Annotated in this window: 15 protein-coding genes and 1 other RNA gene; 11 read left to right on the top strand and 5 right to left on the bottom strand. The window is 38.3% G+C overall.

Going from position 1 to position 24,368, the window contains the following annotated elements; all coding sequences use genetic code 11:
• Positions 1–33: 33 nt before the first annotated feature.
• The 6 genes from KSK55_RS00705 (at position 34) to KSK55_RS00680 (ending at position 13,445) form a co-directional block, all read left to right on the top strand.
• A complete protein-coding gene (locus KSK55_RS00705; protein ID WP_256664106.1) occupies positions 34–1,230 on the top strand; it encodes a PKD domain-containing protein in 1,197 nt (398 codons plus the stop codon).
• A gap of 58 nt (positions 1,231–1,288) precedes the next feature.
• Complete coding sequence (locus KSK55_RS00700; protein ID WP_218607800.1) at positions 1,289–2,482, top strand: hypothetical protein; 1,194 nt, start codon at positions 1,289–1,291, stop codon at positions 2,480–2,482.
• 47 nt (positions 2,483–2,529) lie between these two features.
• Entirely contained in the window at positions 2,530–4,815 is a 2,286-nt protein-coding gene (locus tag KSK55_RS00695) for a S8 family serine peptidase (RefSeq protein WP_218607799.1), read from the top strand.
• A gap of 385 nt (positions 4,816–5,200) precedes the next feature.
• Positions 5,201–8,566 (top strand): NosD domain-containing protein, encoded by a 3,366-nt coding sequence (locus KSK55_RS00690; protein ID WP_218607798.1) that lies wholly within the window; start codon positions 5,201–5,203, stop codon positions 8,564–8,566.
• Positions 8,567–8,616: 50 nt separating this feature from the next.
• Complete coding sequence (locus tag KSK55_RS00685) at positions 8,617–9,366, top strand: hypothetical protein (RefSeq protein ID WP_218607797.1); 750 nt, start codon at positions 8,617–8,619, stop codon at positions 9,364–9,366.
• An 80-nt stretch (positions 9,367–9,446) separates the two neighbouring features.
• A complete protein-coding gene (locus tag KSK55_RS00680) occupies positions 9,447–13,445 on the top strand; it encodes a methyl-accepting chemotaxis protein (RefSeq protein WP_218607796.1) in 3,999 nt (1,332 codons plus the stop codon).
• 2 nt (positions 13,446–13,447) lie between these two features.
• On the opposite strand, the gene KSK55_RS00675 is transcribed toward KSK55_RS00680, so the two are convergent.
• Positions 13,448–14,002: a CheB methylesterase domain-containing protein gene (locus KSK55_RS00675; RefSeq protein WP_214418322.1), complete on the bottom strand. Its 555-nt coding sequence runs from the start codon at positions 14,000–14,002 to the stop codon at positions 13,448–13,450.
• Between the two features lie 10 nt (positions 14,003–14,012).
• Entirely contained in the window at positions 14,013–14,420 is a 408-nt protein-coding gene (locus tag KSK55_RS00670; protein ID WP_214418321.1) for a response regulator, read from the bottom strand.
• A 95-nt stretch (positions 14,421–14,515) separates the two neighbouring features.
• Between KSK55_RS00670 and KSK55_RS00665 the strand changes: the two genes are divergently transcribed.
• Both KSK55_RS00665 and KSK55_RS00660 read left to right on the top strand, forming a co-directional pair.
• Positions 14,516–15,856, top strand: a complete 1,341-nt coding sequence (locus KSK55_RS00665) for a small ribosomal subunit Rsm22 family protein (protein WP_218607795.1) — start codon at positions 14,516–14,518, stop codon at positions 15,854–15,856.
• 57 nt (positions 15,857–15,913) lie between these two features.
• On the top strand, positions 15,914–17,794 hold the full coding sequence (locus KSK55_RS00660; RefSeq protein ID WP_218607794.1) for a tetratricopeptide repeat protein: 1,881 nt from the start codon (positions 15,914–15,916) through the stop codon (positions 17,792–17,794).
• A 3-nt stretch (positions 17,795–17,797) separates the two neighbouring features.
• Here KSK55_RS00660 and KSK55_RS00655 read toward each other — a convergent pair whose 3' ends face one another.
• Positions 17,798–19,024, bottom strand: a complete 1,227-nt coding sequence (locus tag KSK55_RS00655; RefSeq protein ID WP_218607793.1) for an adenosylhomocysteinase — start codon at positions 19,022–19,024, stop codon at positions 17,798–17,800.
• 115 nt (positions 19,025–19,139) lie between these two features.
• On the opposite strand from KSK55_RS00655, the gene hisF reads away from it, so the two are divergent.
• Positions 19,140–19,955 carry an imidazole glycerol phosphate synthase subunit HisF gene (gene hisF, locus KSK55_RS00650; protein ID WP_218607792.1) on the top strand — a complete coding sequence of 272 codons (816 nt, stop codon included), beginning with the start codon at positions 19,140–19,142 and terminating at the stop codon, positions 19,953–19,955.
• A gap of 4 nt (positions 19,956–19,959) precedes the next feature.
• Here hisF and KSK55_RS00645 read toward each other — a convergent pair whose 3' ends face one another.
• Positions 19,960–20,700 (bottom strand): SagB/ThcOx family dehydrogenase, encoded by a 741-nt coding sequence (locus tag KSK55_RS00645; protein WP_218607791.1) that lies wholly within the window; start codon positions 20,698–20,700, stop codon positions 19,960–19,962.
• Between the two features lie 53 nt (positions 20,701–20,753).
• An RNA gene (gene rnpB / locus KSK55_RS00640) (RNase P RNA component) lies at positions 20,754–21,052 on the bottom strand.
• A gap of 180 nt (positions 21,053–21,232) precedes the next feature.
• Between rnpB and KSK55_RS00635 the strand changes: the two genes are divergently transcribed.
• Together KSK55_RS00635 and KSK55_RS00630 are read left to right on the top strand one after the other, a co-directional pair.
• A complete protein-coding gene (locus KSK55_RS00635) occupies positions 21,233–22,033 on the top strand; it encodes a ParA family protein (RefSeq protein WP_256664102.1) in 801 nt (266 codons plus the stop codon).
• Positions 22,034–22,035: 2 nt separating this feature from the next.
• Positions 22,036–24,366, top strand: a complete 2,331-nt coding sequence (locus tag KSK55_RS00630; RefSeq protein ID WP_218607790.1) for a chemotaxis protein CheW — start codon at positions 22,036–22,038, stop codon at positions 24,364–24,366.
• Positions 24,367–24,368: the final 2 nt, after the last annotated feature.

The raw sequence follows: 24,368 nt of genomic DNA, 5'->3' as shown, positions 1-24,368 counted from the left end.
TTTGACCTTATCAGATCTCATGGAGGACTGATTATGGGGAGTTATAAAAAAAATATCCGATTCATTCTAGCACTGACTACAATTTTCTTACTATTATGCGGACAGGTAGCAGCTATTACCGCGAATGCTCGAATCTCTCCGCTTCAGGGAACATCCCCTCTGAATGTCATGTTCAATGATGTATCGGACGGCAATCCAATCGAATGGCATTGGGATTTTGGTGACGGTTATACCAGTGACGGACCACGCACCATGCATACCTACATGGTACCTGGTGCTTATACGGTAACTCTTCTCGTCCTGGATGAACAGGGAATGTCAGATACAGCAATTTTTAATAAAGTCATTGCCGTTTCTGCCAATCCATTCATGCCGGTAATACCTATGAATGTTCCTTCATTTTCTGCTGATTTTACCGGAGGGCCTCAATCAGGACCGGCACCACTTGCTGTTTCTTTTGCCGACCTTTCAAAAGGTAGTCCGAAGACCTGGGTATGGGAATTCGGGGATGGAACAACATCTATTGATCAAAATCCAGTTCATATCTATTCAGCACCGGGAACGTATACAGTCACATTAAAAATTGCCAAAGATGCCAGCACAGGAATGAAAGAAAGAAAAAATTACATTTCTGTGACTAAGGGAATTGGAATTACTGAGCAACAGGTTGTAAGTTCCGCTTCTGTTACTCCCATAAGTGAGAAGACACCAGTTTTAAACACACCAGTAAATGAGACATCAGAAAATACTTTTATGATGGACCACATTACAGGGGAAACAGAATCATGTCTATCAGACTTATTTCTGACTACCGAATCGGAGACTATCCCATCAGATGAAGATTTTTCGATCAATGTCAATGGAAAACCCCTGGAAAAAGTTTACTTCTGGATATCATCTGAGGAAGTTAATCAATCGGACAATAGTACGTATCCAGTAATTTTGGATAATGAGATGGTTTTTGATGAACAGGGAGGAATGTACCCTATCGGTTCATTTATCCCGAATAAAAAAACAGGAGAATCGATAATCGATCTTATTGTTAATAATGGATCAGAGTATACTACCAGATATTATGGCTTGGTGGCACTCGATAAAAACGGTGAACATACGATATCTCTACAGGCTAAGGAATCTTCTCCAGGGGTATATATTGCGAACGCGGTATCAGGTGAAACAGGAAATGATGAGTTGTGTGTCAATCAACTACAGGTGACAATTCTGCCATAATACATTTTAAGAGGGTATCTTAATAATCATGAGTAGTATTCTTAAGAGGTGATCTTCAATGAAAAATAACTATATTATTCAGATAACCGGAGTGATTTTCTGTTTTCTTTTTTTAGCCATTGGAATAGGATCTGCTTTTTCCATGTCATCCGGGGTGTCTTCCACGAGTTCATCAGGTGGGTTTTCGTCATCAAGTAGCACATCAAGTAACCTTGGGTTTAGTTCTTCCACGCTGGTGATGACCGGCGGGACTCCATCAAAACCTACACCTTCTCCAACTCCTTCCGGAGGTCCGGGTACTATTCCGACTAATGAAATAATCCCCTCACAATGGCAACCAGGAACACGATCAGGAACATTTTTTGATCCTTTTACCCAGAGCAGTTGGTTTTTTGATAATGTTCTTCAGAAATTTTATAGCCCGACATATGGATGGTTTTTAGTAACCCAATACACAAAAGAAGGGAAAATTTTTGCTCAATTTTATTATGATCCAAAGACCGGTGTTTTCAGAGATATGAAAACTGGATCTACAATTATGAGCCCTGCAAGTACAACACAACAGTCTAGAATAACTGGGCAGCCAGGACAACAACCAAGCCCCGTATCATCTGTACAGCTGACTCCTTCTCCAACCCCCGATACATCTCCCATTATTGCAACAGGTCAGCAATCAACTCCTGTAACTCCATCATCTTCAGCTCATCCTTGCAGAATTGCTTGTATTTCCTGTCCATCCGGATTCTGTGATGATTGTAACCAGAATGGGGTTTGTGACGATTCTGAATCATCAGGAACACCCGTAGTAGCCGGAACACAATCAGATACACAACCAGGCGGAGTGAGTGAAGAGCCACAAAAACCCATCCAGATTAATCTGCCAGTTACCCCTTCAGGAGTATCAGCGGAGGGGGGTTTAAGTGAAGATCCACAATCGACTATCTATTACCAGTTGGTACTTCCACAAGGAGGAATTCGACCAATTTTAGCCTGTGATCCAAATCAAGACTGTGAATATTGTCTGGATATTGATGAGGATGGCGCATGTTCAATTCTCGACTATGCAATTATTCTTTGTAATGAGAAATGGGGGCTGGACTACATGGGAAGCAGAGATAATATCTGTGATACTGAAATTCTTTTAATTATGAATTGCTCTGAACCATCGGATTGTATCATTGCAGAGTTCTGCAGAGACATGAATGGTGATGGTCTTTGTGATGAAGAATTAGAAACTGAAGAACTCTTGTAACCCCTTTTTTTCATTACTATTTAAACAATATTTTAGAATTCATATCCATGATTATTAATAATCTGCACATGTATGATGACTACATGGGCAGAACTGAATCGATTATATCAGAAACAACAAATAAAACAAACGAAAAAAGATTAACCAATCTTATCAAATGGATTTTTATTTTTTTTATCATCATTTTTTTTATTGAACCGGTTCCTGGAGCAGGAAATGCATACACAATTGGAGATATTATTCTCAAAACTGATCAGTTGAGAAATCTGACTAGAGCAGATGGATCAGGAATAGGGGTAGGAGTAATTTCAAATGGTGCAAATGGGCTTATACAGGCACAACAGTCGGGTGATCTTCCTGAAAATGTGATAATTCTCATGAATGGAAGAGGAAGTGAAGGAACAGCAATGATGGAGATCATCCATGACATCGCTCCTGGTGCACCACTGCTCTATCATGATTTTGGTGGAGGAGCCAAAAATGACTTTATTTATGCAGTAGAATCTCTTATAGATGCAGGAGCCAGGATAATCGTTGATGATGTCGGGTTTTTACAAGTTCCCTATTTTGAGGATGGATATACTGCTAAAAATTTAAATCGGATACTGGATGAACATCCTGAAGTGATTATTGTCAGTGCTGCAGGGAACAATGCAGAAATCCATTATCAGGGACGCTTTTCTAATGATGGGATGGGGTACCATTCATTTGACATGGTGAGAGGCATTCCCATCGCAATCCAGCCGGGAGGAATATTTTCTGCATTTTTACAGTGGGATGATATGTATGGACGCTCTTCAAATGATTATAACCTGTATCTTGAAGAAAATGGAGAAATGATTGCTCTGAGTGAACGTCTCCAGGATGGAAGTTCACTTCCTGAAGAAAAATTCACCTACATAAATGATGGGAATAGACTTGTTCAGAGTGAACTCAGAATAAAAAAGGAAAATTCTTCAGCTGAAGACAAAAATATTGAAATCTTCATAAATGCTCAAAAAGATAAGGTATACATCACCAGGGAACATCTGGTTATTGAGGATTCTATAATTGGGCAGGCAACAGTTCCCAAAGTTTTATCGGTAGCTGCTATATCACCTGAAAAAGTAAATGCCATCGAACGATATTCATCACATGGTTTTGTCACCTTATCATATCCGGATAGTTCAGTGAGAAATAAACCGGACATTACCGGAATTAATAATATTGATGTTTCCGGTGCAGGTGGATTTCCAAAAAAATTTCCAGGTACAAGTGCTGCCGCTCCACATATTGCAGGATTGATGGCCCTTGAATGGAGCCTTTTCCCCACCATTCCGGCTGATAATATGAGAGAGGCGCTTCTTTCAACAACCCTGGAACTAGGAGAGCCTGGCTGGGATTCGGCTTTCGGATATGGTCTGCCTGATGCAATGAAAATGTATGAAAAATTACAGGGATTTAATCCAGAAAATCCCCTGGATTCATCATTGGCCCAAAAATCGATTCAACCCATACAATCCATGATTGAACCTCCGGTTATGCTGTCTGGTTCTGGGGAGATAACCGGACCTGTGATAATCACTTCTCCTGGAACGTACACTCTTGGAAAAGATATCACTCATTCTGCCGGGTCGATCATTACTATCATGTCTTCTGATGTTATCATTCAGGGTGAAGGAAAAAGAATTGAAGGTATAAGTGTTCAGTTTATCGATAATACTCCGATAGATCAGAATGCTATCCTCATACAGTCACCGGATTTTGGAAAACTGAAAAATGTGGTAATCAGGGATATGGTAATAGAAGGCACAACAAATGCTATTATTGGAAAACAACTGGATCAACTTCATATTGATAGTTGCACCCTGTCACACAACACAATAGGAATCGGCCTATATGGATCTAATAACAGCCTCATCGAAAACTGTCTCCTTTCTGGTAATTCATATAAAGGTCTAGCAATCAAAGACGGGTCATCTAACAATCTGGTAAAAAGAAATACCATTGAAAAGAATCTCTATGGAATCGATACAGTTGGAAGTGTGAACACTATCCTTGAAGACAATATTATCCAAGACAACCGAAGGGAGGATATATACACCCCGAAGGATTCTCCACCAGTAATAGGTCCAACCATTATTCCCACAAGAGTAATCCCCTGTCCGGATATGAATTATGATGGAATTTGTGATGATCCAAATGGGACTCCACAACTGACAAATGTGCCAGCCACTTCCTCTGTTCCATATTCATATTCAGAGGAAATTACAATGACTACCATCTATTCACATCCAACGGACCATCCGACATATTATCCCACATCACATCCAACATCCTGTTCATATTGTTAATTTTTAATCCGTTTTTTAATAAAATCCAGTTCAATTACGGATTTTCCAAAACTTCATATACTGATCATCCTGGAGAACTCCATCATGGTGTGGTATGTATGGAAATAGCAGAAATTTTCTATTTTAATAGTACTGATTTTAATACTCGGATTTTTTCCATTATTGGCTGAAGGGGATGATTCCACCTTTATAGAGAGCATTACTTCAGAATTTCGTATCCCAATTCAAAACTCTGTCTTTTCTCTTTTTAATATATTCCCTTGGGATAACCGGAATATTTGACAGAAATCTACAATATATCATTAACAAATCCATAACTTTCTAAAAAAGGTGAACTCTCAAATAGTAAGACTTAAAACAATACTCATACAGGGAAGGGAAAATTATGACAGATACATGGAAAATGATTCCAAAAGAAAAGATAATTATTCACTGTCTTTTTTGTTTTTTATTCATATGTCTTTTATGTAATCCGGTAACTGCTGCAGGATCAATTCATACAGTAGGCGATAGTGTATTAAAAACTGATCAACTGAAAAATATGACGAATGCTAATGGAACCGGAGTGATTGTCGGAGTAATTTCTAATGGAGTAAAAGGATTAGATGAATCTCAAAAATCAGGTGATTTACCGAATGACCTTATTGTATTAAAAGAGGGTAAAAAGGCAGAAGGGACCGCAATGATGGAGATAATTCACGATATTGCGCCTGGTGCAACCATAATTTATCATGATTTCGGTGGAGGAAGAGAAGAGAAATTTATTGAAGCTTTTCAAAATCTCATAAAAGCAGGCGCAACCATCATCGTAGAAGATGCATTTAATTATGAAGTTCCCTATTTTGAAGACGGGAATATTGCTCAGAAAATTTCCAGGATCATTGATGAAAACCCTAATGTCCTGATTATTAGTTCAGCAGGGAATACTGCAAACAACCATTATCAGGGATTTTTTTCTGATGATGGCGAGGGATATCATTCATTTAATGGATCTACCGGAATACCACTTGAGATTCAACCCGGGGGCAGGGTAAAATTACATTTACAATGGGATGATCCCTACTCTGCAGCATCGAATGATTTTGATATCTTCATTCATGATCTACAGAGTGACTCAGATATTGCCATTGGAAACAAAGTTCAGACCGGAGAACAAAAGCCTTACGAAAAAATTGATTATCAGAATGTGGGCGATAATGTCCAGAAAGCAGAAGTTCGAATCCGGGCAAAAGATGGTAAAGGACAAGGATCTCACCTGGAACTTCTTCTTGAAACAGATGCAACAAGGGTCAAAGTCGGAAAGGAATATTTGACATCTGACGATTCGATTATTGGTTGGGCCGCTCTTCCCAATGTGATTTCGGTAGCAGCAATTTCTGCAAACAATCAAAAAATTCAGGATTTCTCTTCACAGGGCACAGTCACGATCGTTCACCCTGTTCCTGACATAAGACAAAAACCAGAGATTACCGGTGTAGACGAAGTTGAGGTAACTGGTTCTGGAGGTTTTCCCACAATATTTACAGGAACAAGTGCTGCTGCACCACATATTGCGGGTTTGCTAGCTTTAGTAAAAAGTCTTTATCCTTCAGTACCAATTACAGAACTGCGAGATGCTCTCCTTAATAGTGCTAAAGACCTGGGAACTCCAGGATGGGACGAAATTTATGGCTATGGTCTTGCGGATGCTCTTTCACTTCATGCATACCTACAGGAAGAAGGAAAATCCACAGGAATTACTGATTCAAATCAGACATCAGTCATATCTGAAATCATAATACCACCTGAGCAGGTTCCTGCGAACGAATTTATACTCATTGAACCTGCTGTCCTCTCAAAGCCCGGATTTTATATCCTGGGTGATGACATCATCGACTTTTCTGAGTCAATTCTGACAATTACCGGATCAGATATCAGTATTGATGGAAATGGTCACTCAATATCCGGTATATCAATCCGATTTGGAACAGAAGCACCGGTATTACAAACCGGGATTCTAATCTGGTCTCCAGAAAATGAAGTAATCTCTAATATATCTATTAAAAATGTGAACGTCACTGGAACATATGCAGGAATTTCAGCGAAGGGAGTTCAGAACCTGTTTATAGACTCATGTGGTCTTACATATAATAACAGGGGAATGGATATTTCCAATACAAAAAATATTCAAATTAAAAATTCTGTTGCTATAGGGAACGGATATGCAGGAATCCATGCAGATGCCAGTTCTACAGAACTATCATTAGAAGAAAACCAAATTATAAAGAACCTATATGGAATCGTACTGGATGGATCCACACTCTGCTTAATAAAGCAGAACCTGGTCGCAGATAATTACTATGATGGCATCAAACTTGATCATGGAATAAGTCTTTCTCATATTGATAATAATTTCTGTGTAGGAAATAAGAATGGAGGAATTACCCTTTTATCCGGTCATAAAAACTTCATCACAAATAATACTTGTCAAATGAACAATCCTTCAGGGATATTACTTTCCGAGTGTTCTGAAAACACCCTTTCTGGAAACCGTCTGATCCAGAATGTACGGGGATTAAATGCTTATTATTCAGACAATAATACCATATCTCATAATGAAATTGTGGGAAATGATGCAACCGGTATTATGCTTCAACCATCAGGACATAATACCATATCTGACAACCGGCTTATCGCGAATTTTGCAGAAGGGATTTTAATCACCAATGCTGTTGGATCAGATCAAATCAATCGTATTGTAAATAACTATCTTGAAAATTTTCAGAACATCCGTATCCAGGAAGGAGGAAGACCCAATTACCAATGGAATGATCCAACGACAACGGCGACGAACATTGTCGGAGGACCGGTAAAAGGTGGAAATGTCTGGTCACTTCCAAATGGGAAAGGATATTCACAAACCTGTCAGGATAAAAATTCTGATGGCATATGTGATCTCCCCTATACTATTTTTTCTGGAAATGTCGATGAATTTCCGTTAAAGTATACCGGTGAGTCCTTATCCCAAACAGTGATAGCCGAACTTGGTCCTCTTCCTGAACCACAAACCGCTGAAGATTTTGTAACGAGAGGAAAAATTCTGATGGGGAGTAGCGATTACTCCGGTGCTCTTGAAGCATACGAGCAGGCAATTGCTCTTTCTCCGACTAACTATCAGGCATGGCGGGATAAAGCTCTCTGTTTGAAGGAATTAAAGAAATATGATGAAGCGATGCAGGCTTTGAATACGATCCTCCCCATATACAAAGAAAAACCAGAACTATGGTCAACTGCGGGAGACATACTTCTAGTAGATATGCAGAAATATACAGAATCTATATCTTTTTTTGAAAAGGCAGTTTCTTTGGATGCTCGGGATACACATACGCTCGTGAACCTTGCCTTTGCGTATGATAAAACAGGTAAACCAGATCGTGCATTGGAATTATACCGCCAGGCACTAGAGATAAACCCATCACTCACTGATGCATGGAATAAAGCAGGCAATATTCTTACTCGCGCAGAGCAATATGAAGATGCTGTGGGGATGTACGACAAAGGACTGTTAATTGACCCGGGAAATACATACATTCTCAACAACAAGGGATACTCTCTGTTTCTTGCAGGGAAATACCCTGAAGCAGTAGAATCTCTAGAGAAAGCTGTAATTCTGGATCCCAAATATAAATCTGCATGGAAAAATCTAGGTGATGTATTCAAAGCTATGGGAAGAATAGCAGATTCGGAGAAAGCATATGCAAATGCTGCCTGATTGATCAACATTCCATAATACTTTTTTATAAGAAGTACTGATGTGAATACATGAAGCGGATTGCCGTTTTCATGATAAGTGTGTGTATCATGGTTCTCTCTCTGGTAGCGACTGGATCAGCATGGTATTCATCTAGCTACTCTTCTCAATATCAGTCGTCATCAGGATGTGCATGGGATCCATGGTTTGGAACGCAGTGTGGATATTCTCAGAGTTATAGCCAGCAGTCGAGTACTTCGTATGGAGGATATTATCCATGGGGAGGGGGATGGGGAGGTAGTTACTACAATTCCTACTCTTCATGGGACTATGGAAGCTGGGGATTTTGGGCAAATGGATCACAAATTGAAGATGTGACCGGTGTTTGGAATACCGATCTTCTTGGTGAGATAAATCTGAAACTAACCGGAGACGACATTATCCGGGGTTCATATATGAATGGAGAAAACCAAGGATACATCCAGGGGAATTTCAGTTACTCAAATGAAACATTACCTGCTATGGATGGTATCTGGTGGGAAGAACCTACATACCAGCCCCCGTATTCAGCAGGTGTAATGGAGATTACATTCCTGAATTCAACTGCCCTTGAAGGTATATTCTCTTACTCTGATGGAACATGGGGGCCGTTCACCGGAACGAAGGTTAGTGGCAACCTCTCCGAAGAGACTGAGGAAATGCTTCTTGAAATGCCAGAAGTGAACTGGACCCTTAATTATGATGAACAGAAAGATTACCTTGTCAGCAACCCACCGGAAGAAAACCCAGTGATGCAGCCTGGCGAGGAATCTACTGTTTAACTTTTTTTCTGACATATCTTACATATAAATATAATGATGACATATTTTCTCCAATATAATCATCATATCGGGTGATAGAGATGGGAATACAAGAAACTGATGATGCTATGCAAATAAAAGGGGATGACAACCTATTTTCTGAAATAAAAAAAGTTATCGAATTTCAAAAATCCGGACTCATCGAAGTAAGGATAGATATTAATCGACTTTCTGGTACAAATACTGAAATTGGTAATTTATTTAATGAGATATTAGACATTCACAAAAAAAATTTGAATGAAATACAAGCTTCGATTGGTAACCTTGTTAATGGAGATTTTACAAGAGAAGAAACAAGACTTCCTGGTGAACTTACGAAAATATCTGATGGGATCGGTACCCTTCGATCATCTCTTTTAATGCTGGAAAAAGATGTTTCCAGATTTTCCACAGCCTTTCAACAGGGAGATCTCACATTCAGAGTTGATGCAGCAAAGTACAAAGGAGGATTTGCTGATATTATAGAAAAAATGGATCAGGGCATCGAGGCAATTAACACCCCAGTAAAAATAGCATTCGCAGGAGTATCCAATTTTGCCGAAGGAAAGATTCCTGAAACCAATGATGAAACCAAATTTCAGGGTGATTTTAAAGGTTTAATTCAAAACCTCAACCAGATCGTTTATGTTTCGAAAATGAGGGCAGAAGATATTCAAACACTCATTAAATCTGCAGAAGAGGGTATTTTAGATGCCAGGGCTGATCCTACGAAATATCCGGGATATCATGGAAATATATTAGCCGGATTTAATGAAATTTTAGATGCATATATCAGACCGATTAATGTTTCAGCTGAATATATTGACAGAATTAGTAAAGGAGATGTTCCACCAAAAATTACGGATGCATACCGTGGCGACTTCAATGAGATTAAAAATAATCTCAATGCTCTCATTGATGTCGTACACATGAGAAATGACGATATAAAGATGCTCATTGATGCAGCGATTGACGGGAAACTCGATGTTAGAGCTGATCACTCAAAGTATCCGGGAGAAAACGGAAAGATGATCAAGGGCATCAATGACATGCTTGATGCATATATAGGACCAATCAACCTTTCAGCTGAATATATTGACAGGATTAGCAAAGGAGACATTCCACCAAAAATTACGGATGCATACCGTGGCGACTTCAATGAGATTAAAAATAATCTTAATGCTCTCATTGATGTCGTACACATGAGAAATGACGATATAAAGATGCTCATTGATGCAGCGATTGACGGGAAACTCGATGTTAGAGCTGATCATTCAAAGTATCCGGGAGAAAATGGAAAGATGATCAAGGGCATCAATGACATGCTTGATGCATATATAGGACCAATCAACCTTTCCGCCGAATACATTGACAGGATTAGCAAAGGAGACATTCCACCAAAAATTACTGAAGAGTATCATGGGGATTTCAATGAGATCAAAAATAATCTCAATGCTCTCATGGATGTCGTACACATGAGAAATGACGATATAAAGATGCTCATTGATGCAGCGATTGACGGGAAACTCGATGTTAGAGCTGATCATTCCAGATATCCAGGAGAAAATGGAAAGATGATCAAGGGCATCAATGACATGCTTGATGCATATATAGGACCAATCAACCTTTCCGCCGAATACATTGACAGGATTAGTAAAGGAGACATTCCACCAAAAATTACTGAAGAGTATCATGGGGATTTCAATGAGATTAAAAATAATCTCAATGCTCTCATTGATGTCGTACACATGAGAAATGACGATATCAAGTTGCTCATTGATGCAGCTATTGATGGGAAACTCGATGTTAGAGCTGATCACTCAAAGTATCCGGGAGAAAACGGAAAGATGATCAAGGGCATCAATGACATGCTTGATGCATATATAGGACCAATCAACCTTTCCGCCGAATACATTGACAGGATTAGCAAAGGAGACATTCCACCAAAAATTACTGAAGAGTATCATGGGGATTTCAATGAGATCAAAAATAATCTCAATGCTCTCATGGATGTCGTACACATGAGAAATGACGATATAAAGATGCTCATTGATGCAGCGATTGACGGGAAACTCGATGTTAGAGCTGATCATTCCAGATATCCAGGAGAAAATGGAAAGATGATCAAGGGCATCAATGACATGCTTGATGCATATATAGGGCCAATCAACCTTTCCGCCGAATACATTGACAGGATTAGCAAAGGAGACATTCCACCAAAAATTACTGAAGAGTATCATGGGGATTTCAATGAGATTAAAAATAACCTAAATGCATTAATCGACGTTGTCCATATGAGAAATGATGACATCAAGATGCTTATTAATGCCGCAATAGATGGGAAACTCGATGTACGGGCTGATCCCTCAAGATACCCTGGAGAAAACGGAAAGATGATTAAGGGCATCAATGATATGCTTGATTCGTATATAGGACCCATCAACCTTTCTGCAGAATATATAGACAGAATTAGTAAAGGGGATACACCACCGAAAATTAAAGAAGAATACAGGGGAGACTTCAATGAAATTAAGAATAATCTAAATGCACTCATTGAAGTCATTCAATTGCGTGGAGCAGACATTCAACTATTAACAAACGCAGGTTTGGAAGGAAAACTTGATGTTAGAGCAGATCCTTCCAAATATTCTGGATATCATGGAGGAATGATCCAGAGCATTAATAATATGCTTGACACCTACATCAGTCCGTTAAATCTTGCGGCTGAATATATTGACAGAATTAGCAAAGGTGATCTCCCCCCGAAAATTACCGAAGAATATCATGGAGATTTCAACGAACTAAAAAATAATTTGAACCAGTGCATTGATGCAATTTCATTACTGACCGAAGATGTCAAAATATTATCTGATTCTGCAACAACTGGTGATTTGCATACACGTGCAGATGTATCCAAGCATCAGGGATCCTATGCAACTCTTGTACAAGGAATAAATAAAACACTTGATGCTGTTGTTGGGCCTATTGAGGAAGCAATGAGAGTGGCAAAGGAATATGCATCATGCAATTTGTCTACTCATTTTGATCAGAGTATTTCAGTTCAGGGAGAGTTTGCAGAATTTAGGGATTCTTTAGATACTATTGGAATTGATATATCAAAAACTATTGAAAACCTTCATAATGAGATAGAATCACTCTCTAAACATTCTAGTAATGCCCAATTTGGTGTGGAAGATGTAAGCAGAGGAGCTCGGGAGATTGCACAAAATGCTGAAGAAACTTCTTTGAATGCTTCAAAATCAGAAGAAGGAATAGATCAGGTTTTACGGGCAATGGCTGATCTTACCGTAATGGTTAGCGATATTTCTGCAAATGCTGATGCGGTGGCACGATTAAGTGAAGATGCAAACGCATTGGCTAAAAAAGGAACTGAATATGCTGGTGCTGCAGATAAAGGTATGGAGAGTATAACCAGGTCATCATCTGAGGTTGAACAGATCATTGGAGCAATTCGAAATGAAATGGATCAGATAAGAAAAATTGTTAATATAATCACTGATCTTGCAAACCAGACAAATCTCCTTGCATTAAATGCAGCAATTGAAGCAGCACGAGCTGGTGAAGCAGGAAGAGGATTTGCAGTAGTAGCAGCAGAAGTAAAAGCTCTTGCTCAGGAATCAAGAACATCTGCTGAGTCAATTGCAGATATGATCATGGGTCTTGAGAGAAAATCAGATAGTGCAGCTCATGCTATTGAAGCCGCAGGGAAGGCAGTTATTGAAGGCAATAATGCATTATCAGATACGTTGAATGTTTTCAATGAATTAACAAATGCAGTGGAAGATATTAATCAGAAGATGCTTATAATTGCCCAGGGCACAGAACAACAGGCAGCATCATTTGAAGAAATAACGGCTAGCGCGAATGAAATGAGCACCCTGGTTAAGAGAACTGCAGATGACGCCACGCAATCTTCAGCAACGAGTGAAGAAGCTCTTGCAGTTGTTTCTCAAATAAATGGGATTATTAACCTGATCAATGAAGCAGTGATGAATATGAGAAAAGAGATGGAAGTGTTCCATTTGAGAGAAATTTCCTGAATTCACTGTTTTTTTGATAATAACAACGAATGAATTTCGGCAGGAGTTAAGATTTTATCAACTTCTGTGGCCCTTAGAGCTGCTTCAGGCATGCTTCGAATGGTGCATGTATCAGGATCCTGAATAATTGTTGTAGCACCTATTTTTTTCATGTGAGCAAGACCATAGGCCCCATCACTTCCCATCCCGGACAGGATTATTCCTGTATATGAATGCCGGGTATCAGGTGAGAGAGACAACATCGTAACATCAATAGATGGGCGGACAAAATTTACTTTTTCTGATGAGTTAAGAAGAAGAATATCATTATTTTTAAGAGTCAGATGATTATCTCCAGGAGCAATATAAAGAGAGCCATGCTTTAGCATCTCTCCACTTTTCGGAATGATAACCTCCATAGAAGTGAGTTGAGAGAGACGACGTGCAAATCGAGAGGTTGTTGACTCTGGCATATGTTGCACAATAACAATTGCAACCGGAAGAACAGGAATACCAGTAAATATATCAAATAAAATTCTAGGTCCACCAGTTGATGATCCAATAATAAAAAGATTCATAAAATGGGTTTTAATTTAACATTGTAAGGTAATCATCAACAAGCGCGATAAGGTTTTCAGGTTCAAATGGTTTTGTAATATAATCGAAGACATATTCTTTCAAGTGATCGAGTGATGTATCCGGAACATCTTTTGCAGTAAACATAGAAATAATGAGATCATGCATCATATCCCGGTTGACGATCTCCTGGATAGTCTCCCACCCATCAAGTCCGGGCATCATGATGTCCATCAAAATCACTCCTTTAAACCCTTTCTGAAGGTAATTCAGACATTCCTGTCCTGAATGCGCAAGTAATATCGGGAATGGCCTTTTTTTAAATAAAGAATAAACAGTAAAAAGAATATCCTCATCATCATCAACAACCATGAGACCAGTAATTGAAGTATCTATACTTGTATCCTGTGAGGAATTCATATGAATGGGATATTGTGAGTAAGACTATATTATATGCTCGATTATCAGATAAACAGAAACATACAATTGGTTCAGCGAAATAATGGCAGATATTTATGACCGATAAAAAAACTAAGAACGATTTTATACAAAAATTTGTAGAAAAAAAGAATAATGCACGGAAAAAAAAGAAAGATAAGAAAAAAAATATTCAGCCAGAAAAAGCTACGAAAACCGGAAATTTAAGGATACCATCGCGATTAGAGCGATTATTTGAACAATATATTGAAATTAAAACAGGAAAACCTGTTGATTCACCTCAAATCATCGAAAAAATTAAAAATTCTATCCTTGCTCAAAAGGCAGGATATTGGAATAAGAGTCCACACGCAAAATATGGAAAAGCATATGATGTATTTGCATACATGGCTTATCAGGCTCCAGGATACATCATCCAATTTAAATCTATTTTAAAAATTCTTGAAAACGATAAAGTATTAGCAAAAGATCTCGTGGTGCTCGACCTTGGTACTGGTCCGGGTGTTGTACCTCTGTCATTGATTTGGTACATGAAGGAAAAAAGATCAGGAACCCTTACAATACATGCAATTGAACAATCTGAAGAATTTTTAGAGGCATTCAGATATTTAATTTCATCATTCGCTACAGAGTCATCTATTAAAACCGGAATTATTTCACATACTGATATAAAGTCAGTTCCAGAATCAATTCCTGATGAACTGAATCTCATAACATGTCAAAATGTTCTCGCAGAATTATCAGACATGAGTAATTCTGAGAAGGTAACACTTCTGATGAAATACATCTCACATTTATCAGATGATGGCTTTCTCGTAATAGTAGAACCAGCTGAACTCAGGCATTCAACACAATTGAGAATTCTCCAAAAGGAATTAGAAAAAGCCGGACTATATGTATACAGTCCTTGTAGATATCTCCATGATGGGAGTTGTAATCCGGAAAACTGTTGGTCATTTCTTGAACTTCCCTTGATGAAGTCTACAAGATTAATGGACTTGTTGTCACAGGATAAAGATGGATACCGGTTCGTGAACACTGACATTAAATGTTCTTATAGCATCCTATCAAAAAAACCAAGACCCTTGATATCACATGTAGGAATGGAAGAACTCATTCCATTCTATTCTCTTGAGGATTATCTGGGAGAAAAAATAAGTGTTGCTGGGGTAAAATTGTCAAACGACATAGGAACCAGAGATTTTGCAATTTTTCTAATATGTGACGGAACAGGATCACATAAAGTGTACTTGATAATTCCCAGGACATTGAAAACAGAAGAAGTAAAAATGGCGCGATATGCGAATTATGGTGACATCTTAAGGATCGATAATGTCAGGGTCAGATGGAATCCGAAAAAAAATTCATACAATCTTGTTTCAGGAACACGGACACGTGTTTCTGCAATGAATAAATAGATTCCCAGTTAATTTATATTCAGTGTTTCAGTATTGCATCAGATATCAGGTCGATAAATGTCAGATGAAGACCCAATAAAAATATTACAGGTACGCTTTGCAAAAGGAGAAATTACATCTGAGCAATATGAGCAGATGCTTTCATATCTCGTCCGAGATATTTCGTCATTTCAGTATAATTTTCAAAATAAAAAATCTGATACCAAACCAGACCTACCTGAAAGCAAAACTCATATTCAAATTTCTGTTTTACCTGAATCTCATATAAATCCTGAATATGATAATTCTGAAGAACCAGTTTCATCACTAACTGAACCGGAACGCATAAAAGTAAAAGAAATTGCAACAGAGATTGCAAATTCTGAAGAACCGGTGACATCCGATACAGAATTTTCTGGAGATAAAGAAACAAAGGATGATGATGAATCAATTCCGGATGAAGATTTTGCCGCTGGAACAGTATTAGATACAACGGTATCCAATGAACAAATTGAATCAATAGAGATATCAGAAGAAGTAGTTGAAGAAATTTCTGATCAAAAAACATCTCCAGATAAATTATTATCTCAGGAAGATCTTGGAGATGTATGTTATCGGACAGCTGTAAATCTGGTTCAGGCAGGAGAATTTGATAAAGCGTACCCCTTTATAGAGAAATCATTAACCATTCAACCGGATCTCACATTATCATGGTTATACAAAGGTTTTATTCATCATAACCGGAAGGAATTCGAAGAGGCAATCATCTGCTTTGATAAGGTGGTAAAAAAAGAGCCTACTCAGATAAGAGCATGGCTTTTTAAGGGGTACAGTCTTTTTCACCGTCATCAGGATGAAAAAGCACTGGAATGTTTTGACATCGTATTGAAGGATGATAAAAACCATCTTCGGTCTTTAATCTACAAAGGATATTGTCTAAAAAATCTAAGTCGATATCGGGAAGCAAGTACAACTTTTGATACTGCAATCCATCTCAATCCAAAAGATATTATTTTACGTCTGAATAAAGGGATTTGCCTGTTTGAAGATAAACAGTACTATGATGCTTTAAGTGCGTTTGACAAAGTCCTAGAGCTTGATAAAAGAAATTTATCAGCATGGCTTTTTAAAATTCGTAGTCTTATCAGAATGGACAGAATTCAGGAAGCATTTCAGAGTTCTGGTAAATTACTAGAAATTCAGCCGAAAGAAGTCAGCGTGTGGCTTGCACGTGCTGATCTTCTCATAAAAATGAAAAAGGTTGAAGAAGCGCTCGAGGCTACCAGAAAGAGTCTGTTATTAGATAAATGGAATCCGGATACCTGGTCACTTCGAGGTCTTTGTTTTTATAAATTGGGGAAATTTAACGAAGCACTACAGTGTTATGATAATGCTCTAAAAATCAATGCAAGGCATCCTGATGCGATGAAGAATAGAGCAGTATGCCTTCATAAATTAAAACGACATGATGATACCCTTGATTATTACGATTATGTAATAACAATAAATCCAAAAAAAATAGAAGCATGGTTTAACCGAGGATTAATCCTTCATAAATCAAAAAACTACGAGAATGCACTACAATCATATAATAAAGTAATCGAACTGGATAAATACCATATTAAAGCATACTTCAATAAAGGCTTGATCCATCGTCAGCTCGAACAATATTTTGAAGCACTTGAATCATTTACGAAAGCCACCGGTGTTGATCCCACATTTGCATCAGCGTGGTATCATATGGGACTTATTTACACCGATCTTGTCAGGCATAAAGATGCTTTACAGTGTTATGATAAAACCTTAAAATTAAATCCAAAACATGTGGGAGCTCTTCTGAATAAAGGGGTAATATTAGAAGATGCTGGATTAAAAAGAGAGGCGTTTTTATGTTTCCAGAAGGCAGCAAATTTGGATACAAAAATTGCTGCTTCAATTAAAGGAAGATTTGTTCATTAAAAATTAAGTTCCGTGATCCCAGCTGCTCATATATTCCTGCTGGTCATGTGATAGTGAATCTATTGACAGATTCAATGAAGAAAGTTTATAGGACGCAACTGTGCGGTCAATCTCATCAGGTACCTGATGTACATCTGGTTTGAGGTCTGAGTAATGTAATGCAAGATACTCAGTGCTGAGAGCTTGTAATGCGAAAGAGAGATCCATCACTTCAATAGGATGTCCCATCCCTTTTGGAACTGCCAGATTGACAAGTCTGCCCTCTGCAAGAAGATGAATCACTTTTCCGCCGAAATGGTATGAATGAATACCTTCCCGTTCCTCAATTCTGTCAGCATGTGAAGATAGCCAGATCCCATCAATCTCAATATTGAAATGTCCGGCATTTGAGAGAATAACACCAGATTTCATAACAGACATGTGATCTCCGGTTATAACATCCCGGTTCCCTGTCGTTGTAATAAATATATCACCAATTGAAGCTGCTTGACTCATTGACATTACATGGAATCCTTCCATATGTGCTTCAAGAGCCCTTCGTGGATCAATCTCTGTAACAATAACTTTTGCTCCTAAAGCTGATGCTTTTCGTGCAAGTCCTCTTCCACAAAAACCAAACCCAGCAACAACAATCCATTTACCAGCAATCAATGAATTTGTAGTTGCCATAATGGCAGTAAGAGCACTTTCTCCGGTTCCATGAACATTATCAAAGTAGTGTTTCATTGGAGTATCATTCACAGCGATGACCGGAAATTTTAGTTTTCCCTCGGAGGCCATTGCACGAAGCCTGTGAATACCTGTAGTGGTTTCTTCACAACCCCCGATTACCTGTTGCAAAACATCAGTACGGACTGTATGAAGACGGTGAATTAAATCCATTCCATCATCTATAGTGATGACTGGTTTTGCATCGAGAACGGTGTCAATCGCTTGATAGTATTCATCAACAGAGCAGCCGCGCTTTGCATAGCAAAAAACATTCGGAACTCTACTTAAAGCAGCGGATACATCATCCTGTGTTGAAAGCGGATTACATCCTGTGATATGAACTATTGCACCCCCATCTGCAAGGGTTTTTACTAAATTTGCTGTTTTTGCCTCCACATGCAGGGCCATACCAATGACTTTTCCAGCAAACGGTTTTTCTTTCTTAAATCGTTCAGATATTGCATTCAGGACAGGCATGTATTGTCTTGCCCATTCGATTTTTAATTCCCCAGATTCCATATTTACCTCTAAAGATCTGATACTATTATAAAAATTTTCCATAAGTGTTTATCGGGCAATCATAAATCTTCTTTCCATAATCCTCTTCAGGTATTGTGAGAAAGGAATTACATATATGACTCTTACCCGGAGAATAATTCCTTGTCTGGATATAAAAGATGGACGTGTAGTCAAAGGAACAAATTTTCTAGGACTTCGGGATGCTGGTGATCCGGTAGAACTTGCCTGTAGGTATAATAAACAAGGCGCTGATGAGGTTGTTTTTCTGGATATCACTGCATCTAAGGAGAACAGAGGAATGATTCTTGAAGTAATTCAACGAGCAGCTGATGAACTCTTTCTTCCACTCACCGTTGGAGGAGGGATCCGTACACTTGACGATGTTCAAAAAACACTTCGAGCAGGTGCAGATAAAGTCTCGATGAATACCAGTGCAGTTCAAAATCCCTCTCTAATTTCAGAAGCATCAACTTCCTTCGGAACTCAATGTATTGTTGTAGCAATTGATGTGAAACGAAGAACTCAGATGGAATCAGATAAAACGCCCGTTCTTCTTCCAGATGGCACATCTTGCTGGTATGAAGTTGTGACACATGGAGGTTCAAAACCAACCGGAATAGATGCCATCGCTTGGGCAAAAGAAGCAGAAAATCGTGGAGCCGGAGAAATTTTGCTTACTTCAATGGAAACGGACGGAACGAAAGAAGGATTTGATATCCCTATCACCGCGGCAATATCTAATGCAGTGGGTATTCCGGTTATCGCTTCCGGAGGTGTTGGAACGATGGAACATTTTTATGATGGTTTTGTTAATGGAAAAGCGGATGCTGCTCTTGCTGCCAGCGTATTTCACTATGGAGAGATGACAGTTGCAGAAGTAAAAGAGTACCTCACAAAAAGAGGAATCGCAATTCGTCCTCCAGGACAATAATTCCTTATTTTGTTTTTCCAACTGACGCAAGATAGATACAAAATTCACTATCTCCATCAATACCCAGGATACAATTTATGTCATCATCATTGTACGATCCAATCGCACATACTCCAAGTGACAGGGCAGCACACGCTACATATAAATTTTGACAAATATGACCCGCCTCTATAAACAGATATCTCCACCCACGAGGTCCGAATTTCCAGATCATCCTCTCCGGAACTGCAGTCCATATAAATGATATAGCTGATGATGAAATCAGGTTCGGGTTTTTGCACACATGGCATAAAGACTGATGATCTCCAGAATGGCATTCTTCATGAACGAGAGCATGGTCAAGAGGAAGATATCGGTATATGCCTGGCTCAAGTCCACTGACTCTGTTTACAATAATGCGTGTTTCAAATGGGTGCAATGCGCCAGCTGAAGGCACAGTTCTGAAATGAGAACCATTTTTTTTCTCTCTGACACCCTGAGTATAGTGAAGGAGAAGTGATAACTCCCATTTATGCATCTCTTCATCAGAATAGGTACGTATTGTCTGGCGATCATCAAGAGCATCCCATAAAATTACAGGATCAACAGCTATTTTATTAATTTCCGGTAAGGGAATGAGAGTCTGGTTTGGTTCACAAACACCACATACGCGGGTTTTTGGTTCCTCTTCAACTTTTATATGTGAATCGCGGTACAGGGTTTCCTGTAAAAACTTGCGTCCAGTCCATCCGGAGTCAGATAGCATATATAGCAATAAGGATTGACAGCTACCTGAATCTTACGATACAATAGATAGATGAGTGGGAGGAGTAAGCCCCCTTCTGTTCATTGCGGCATTCAGCTTAGCACCGAACCCGGGCAGATTCCGAGTTATCTATATGCCCTGTTTCGATTTGCACCCGCAGGGATTCGCCGTTTCATCGGTTGTGACCTTCGCAGTTCAGCAGACATGCATCATAACTCCAGACACTCCGTATCGTTTCTGGTCCATAGCCGTGATTCTCACCACCCCTGATAATCAGGGCTGCGTACCCGGATGGTGGGGGGACTTTCCTCAGCTACGTAAATACGTTACCGTCGGCCGCACTCTCCCTCTCAGTATATCATAGATGTATTTAGTGAAAAGTGTATAACCTTGATAAGTGGTATAACTCAATCGCGATAAACCATTATTTATTTATAGAAATATCCTGATTAATGTAATTAGAAAGGGGAATCTTATTACTACAACAGCATTTATCCACCATAAGGGTGGAACTGGAAAAACAACCTCGTGCTTGCAAATTGGAGGAATATTAAAGAATATGGGAAGATCAGTATTAATCGTAGATACAGATCCCCAGGCAAATGCAACACTTGGTCTTGGTGTTTATCCAGAATCGGTTTATAAAAATATTTATCATTATTATTTACAACAATGTTCGGATAAAAAAAATTCAATTTCTCTTTCAGAATACATCATTAAAACCATTTCCGGTATTGATTTGATTCCATCTCACCTGGATTTAGTTGGTGCAGAATCGATCCTTTATCAAAATCCAGAACGATATCACATTCTTTCTCATGGAATTACCCCACTAAAAATGAAATATGATCATATTCTTATTGATACTCCCCCATTTCTTGGACAATTTCTCATGAATGGAATGATTGCATCTGATAAATCAGTGATAGTCTTTTCTTCAGATATATTTGCTATCGCAGGGTATGACCACCTAAATCTTGTTATTTCGGATATTAAAGATGTATTAGGAATTAAAATCCACATAGGAATGGCTATATTAAACAGGTGGATGGAATCAAAAGAAAAATCTGATTCTTTCATTTCAAGATTAGCTTCTTTTTTCAACATGAACATTGAAACAAAAATGAGTTCATTACAAGAAATACGTAACCAACTTGAAAGTCGCGTTCGGATTGATATTCCTGAAGTGGTATTGGTGGCAGAAGGCAAGGAAATATCTCGATCTATAAAACAGGGAATTCCTCTGATAACTCTGGCTCCCGATGATCCGGCGGTGCCAGGATTTACACAAGCATCAAAAATTATTGATGGATGGATAACCGGAGGGCAATAAGAATGCAACGGGAACACGAATATACTGGTAGAAAAGGACTTTTCACGATTACCTCAGAGGAGGCAAAGCAAAAAGAAATTATAACTCATGATGAAAATCTCGAGGAGATAATTGCAAAAATCTCTTTATATAAAGACGGAGATTTCCCTACAGTACCAGAGAAGTTTATTGCCTTATTAGAACGCATCCAAAAAGATGCAGAATCAATTACAAATGCCAATCAAGAAATACACTCTATCCAAGGTGAATTACAGAAATTAACTGAAGAGCAAGCATCATTAAAAAAAGAACATGAATCTTATCTATCGGATTTAATTTCTGCTCATACGGAATTTGACAGATCACTAGAAATATTTCAATATCATGAAATCCCGATGGTCATTGTTGGAAAAGACCAACAGGTAATGGATGCAAACGATAAATTCTGTTCAATTTTTGCTGTTGAAAGAAGTGAAATTATAAGACAATTCCCTCTTATTACCAGATATATACCGGAACAAAAACCATTTATCGCTCCGGACGAGAAAAAATACACAACAGTTTCTTTAAAACCACCCATCCTTCCTTTTGATCATGAAGCTGTTTCATTAGAGCTTCTTATTCAGCATTCCAGTAAAGAGAAATTCAGTGATATCGAAAAAATTCCATATCAAATTTTAGAAAATGCCCTCAATGAAACACTTCTTCCAGTTACCATTGTTGATGAATATAATATCGTTCAATTTGTTAATCCGGCACTTTTATTTCAATTGGCAAGAGAAAAGCAATTCGTAACCCGAAGAGATATTGCAAGCTGTGGTTTTGACGGTGAAATTGTTGAAAAAATTAATGAAGTACGGGTATCCTGGACTCGACAGGAATTCCAGACATCAATTTATCACCGTGATAATACAATAATCCACGTTTGGACACAGTTAATCCCTCTTGAATACAACGAAAATAAATATATTCTAATTGTCCTATTGCCTGATGATGAAGAACCTGAGCCAATACTAACCCAAGAATATCCAAAATCTACATCCATCTCTTCTACATATGTTAAAACTCTGATAGATATCAATCCTAATCCAATTGTTTTGTTTGACTCTGACACAAAAATAGTGCATGCAAATGAAGGAGTATCTGAATTAATCGGTGTTTCATCAGATCTACTAAAAAATCAGAAACTCTCTGATATTGGATTTCAAATACCCGATGCCTCATTGATTACCGGAGATATTGAAATTCTGCCAGATGAAATTTGTATTGAATCTCCATATGGCGTTCAATGTTATTCTGGTCTGTTAATACCAGGAAATTCTGAAGAAGGATCTTCCTCCATTCTCATTTTACAACCACCACTCCATAGTGAAGAAAATCCTCAAAACGACACACAAACAGAAAATGTACCTGTTGAGTTACCATCACCAGAAATGAGTGTTGATTCAACTGAAAAAATATCATCATCGATATCACTCTATATGTCTTTTTCCATTCCGCTCATCCTCATCGACAATGAAAATAAAATGCAGATGAATGAAGAATTTTTAGTGTGGAGTGGGATAACATACGAAAAATTTTCAGAATATGAACAGGGGATTTTTTTATTATTGGAGGAGTTAGTAAAGCAACCAGATAAAATTTGCACATTTTCATTCCCTCATGGAAAGAAATCTTTCCGAATCAATATTCAAAATAAATCAGGAGAACAATCTCTTCAAATTTACTGGTTTATTGACCAGACCCGGGAGTATGAACATATCTCTGAATTACAATCACAAGTTGAATCTGTGAAAAAAGAATTGACAACTGTCAGAAATTCCCTATCTAATGAACAAGTATCAATAAAAAACTCAGAAAACCTGATTGACCAGATTGATATTGTTGAATTTGAATTATCCGGCAGTCGTTATGCAATGGATATTGGAATGGTACGGGAAGTTGTTGAGATGCTTCCTATTACACCCCTGCCAAAAACCCCTCCCTATATAATAGGAATCATTAATTTACGCGGTGAGGTAACTCATGTTGTTGATCTCGCTATTTTGCTTGGGGAAGGTATAAAAAAGGATAGAACAGGACAGAAGATCATTATTGTTCCCCCCGATGCAGCTCATGGGGAACATTTAGGAATAGTTGTGGATAATGTTCGGAGTGTAACAGAGATTGGAGTAAAACAGGTTACTGCCCTTGGTGAAGAGATCAATAACAGAATTCAAACCCGTATAAAGGGTATTATTAAGGTCACACATGATGATCTAATAGATAAGCGTGAAGGAACAGAGAAAGATGCAAACCTTGTAATCTGGCTTGACATGAAAGAAATTTTAAATAGATTGGCAGGATTTCATTAATA

This window comes from Methanospirillum hungatei (assembly GCF_019263745.1).
In the GTDB taxonomy this organism is placed as follows: Archaea; Halobacteriota; Methanomicrobia; order Methanomicrobiales; family Methanospirillaceae; genus Methanospirillum; species Methanospirillum purgamenti.
This window is presented reverse-complemented; position numbering and strand designations above follow the sequence as displayed.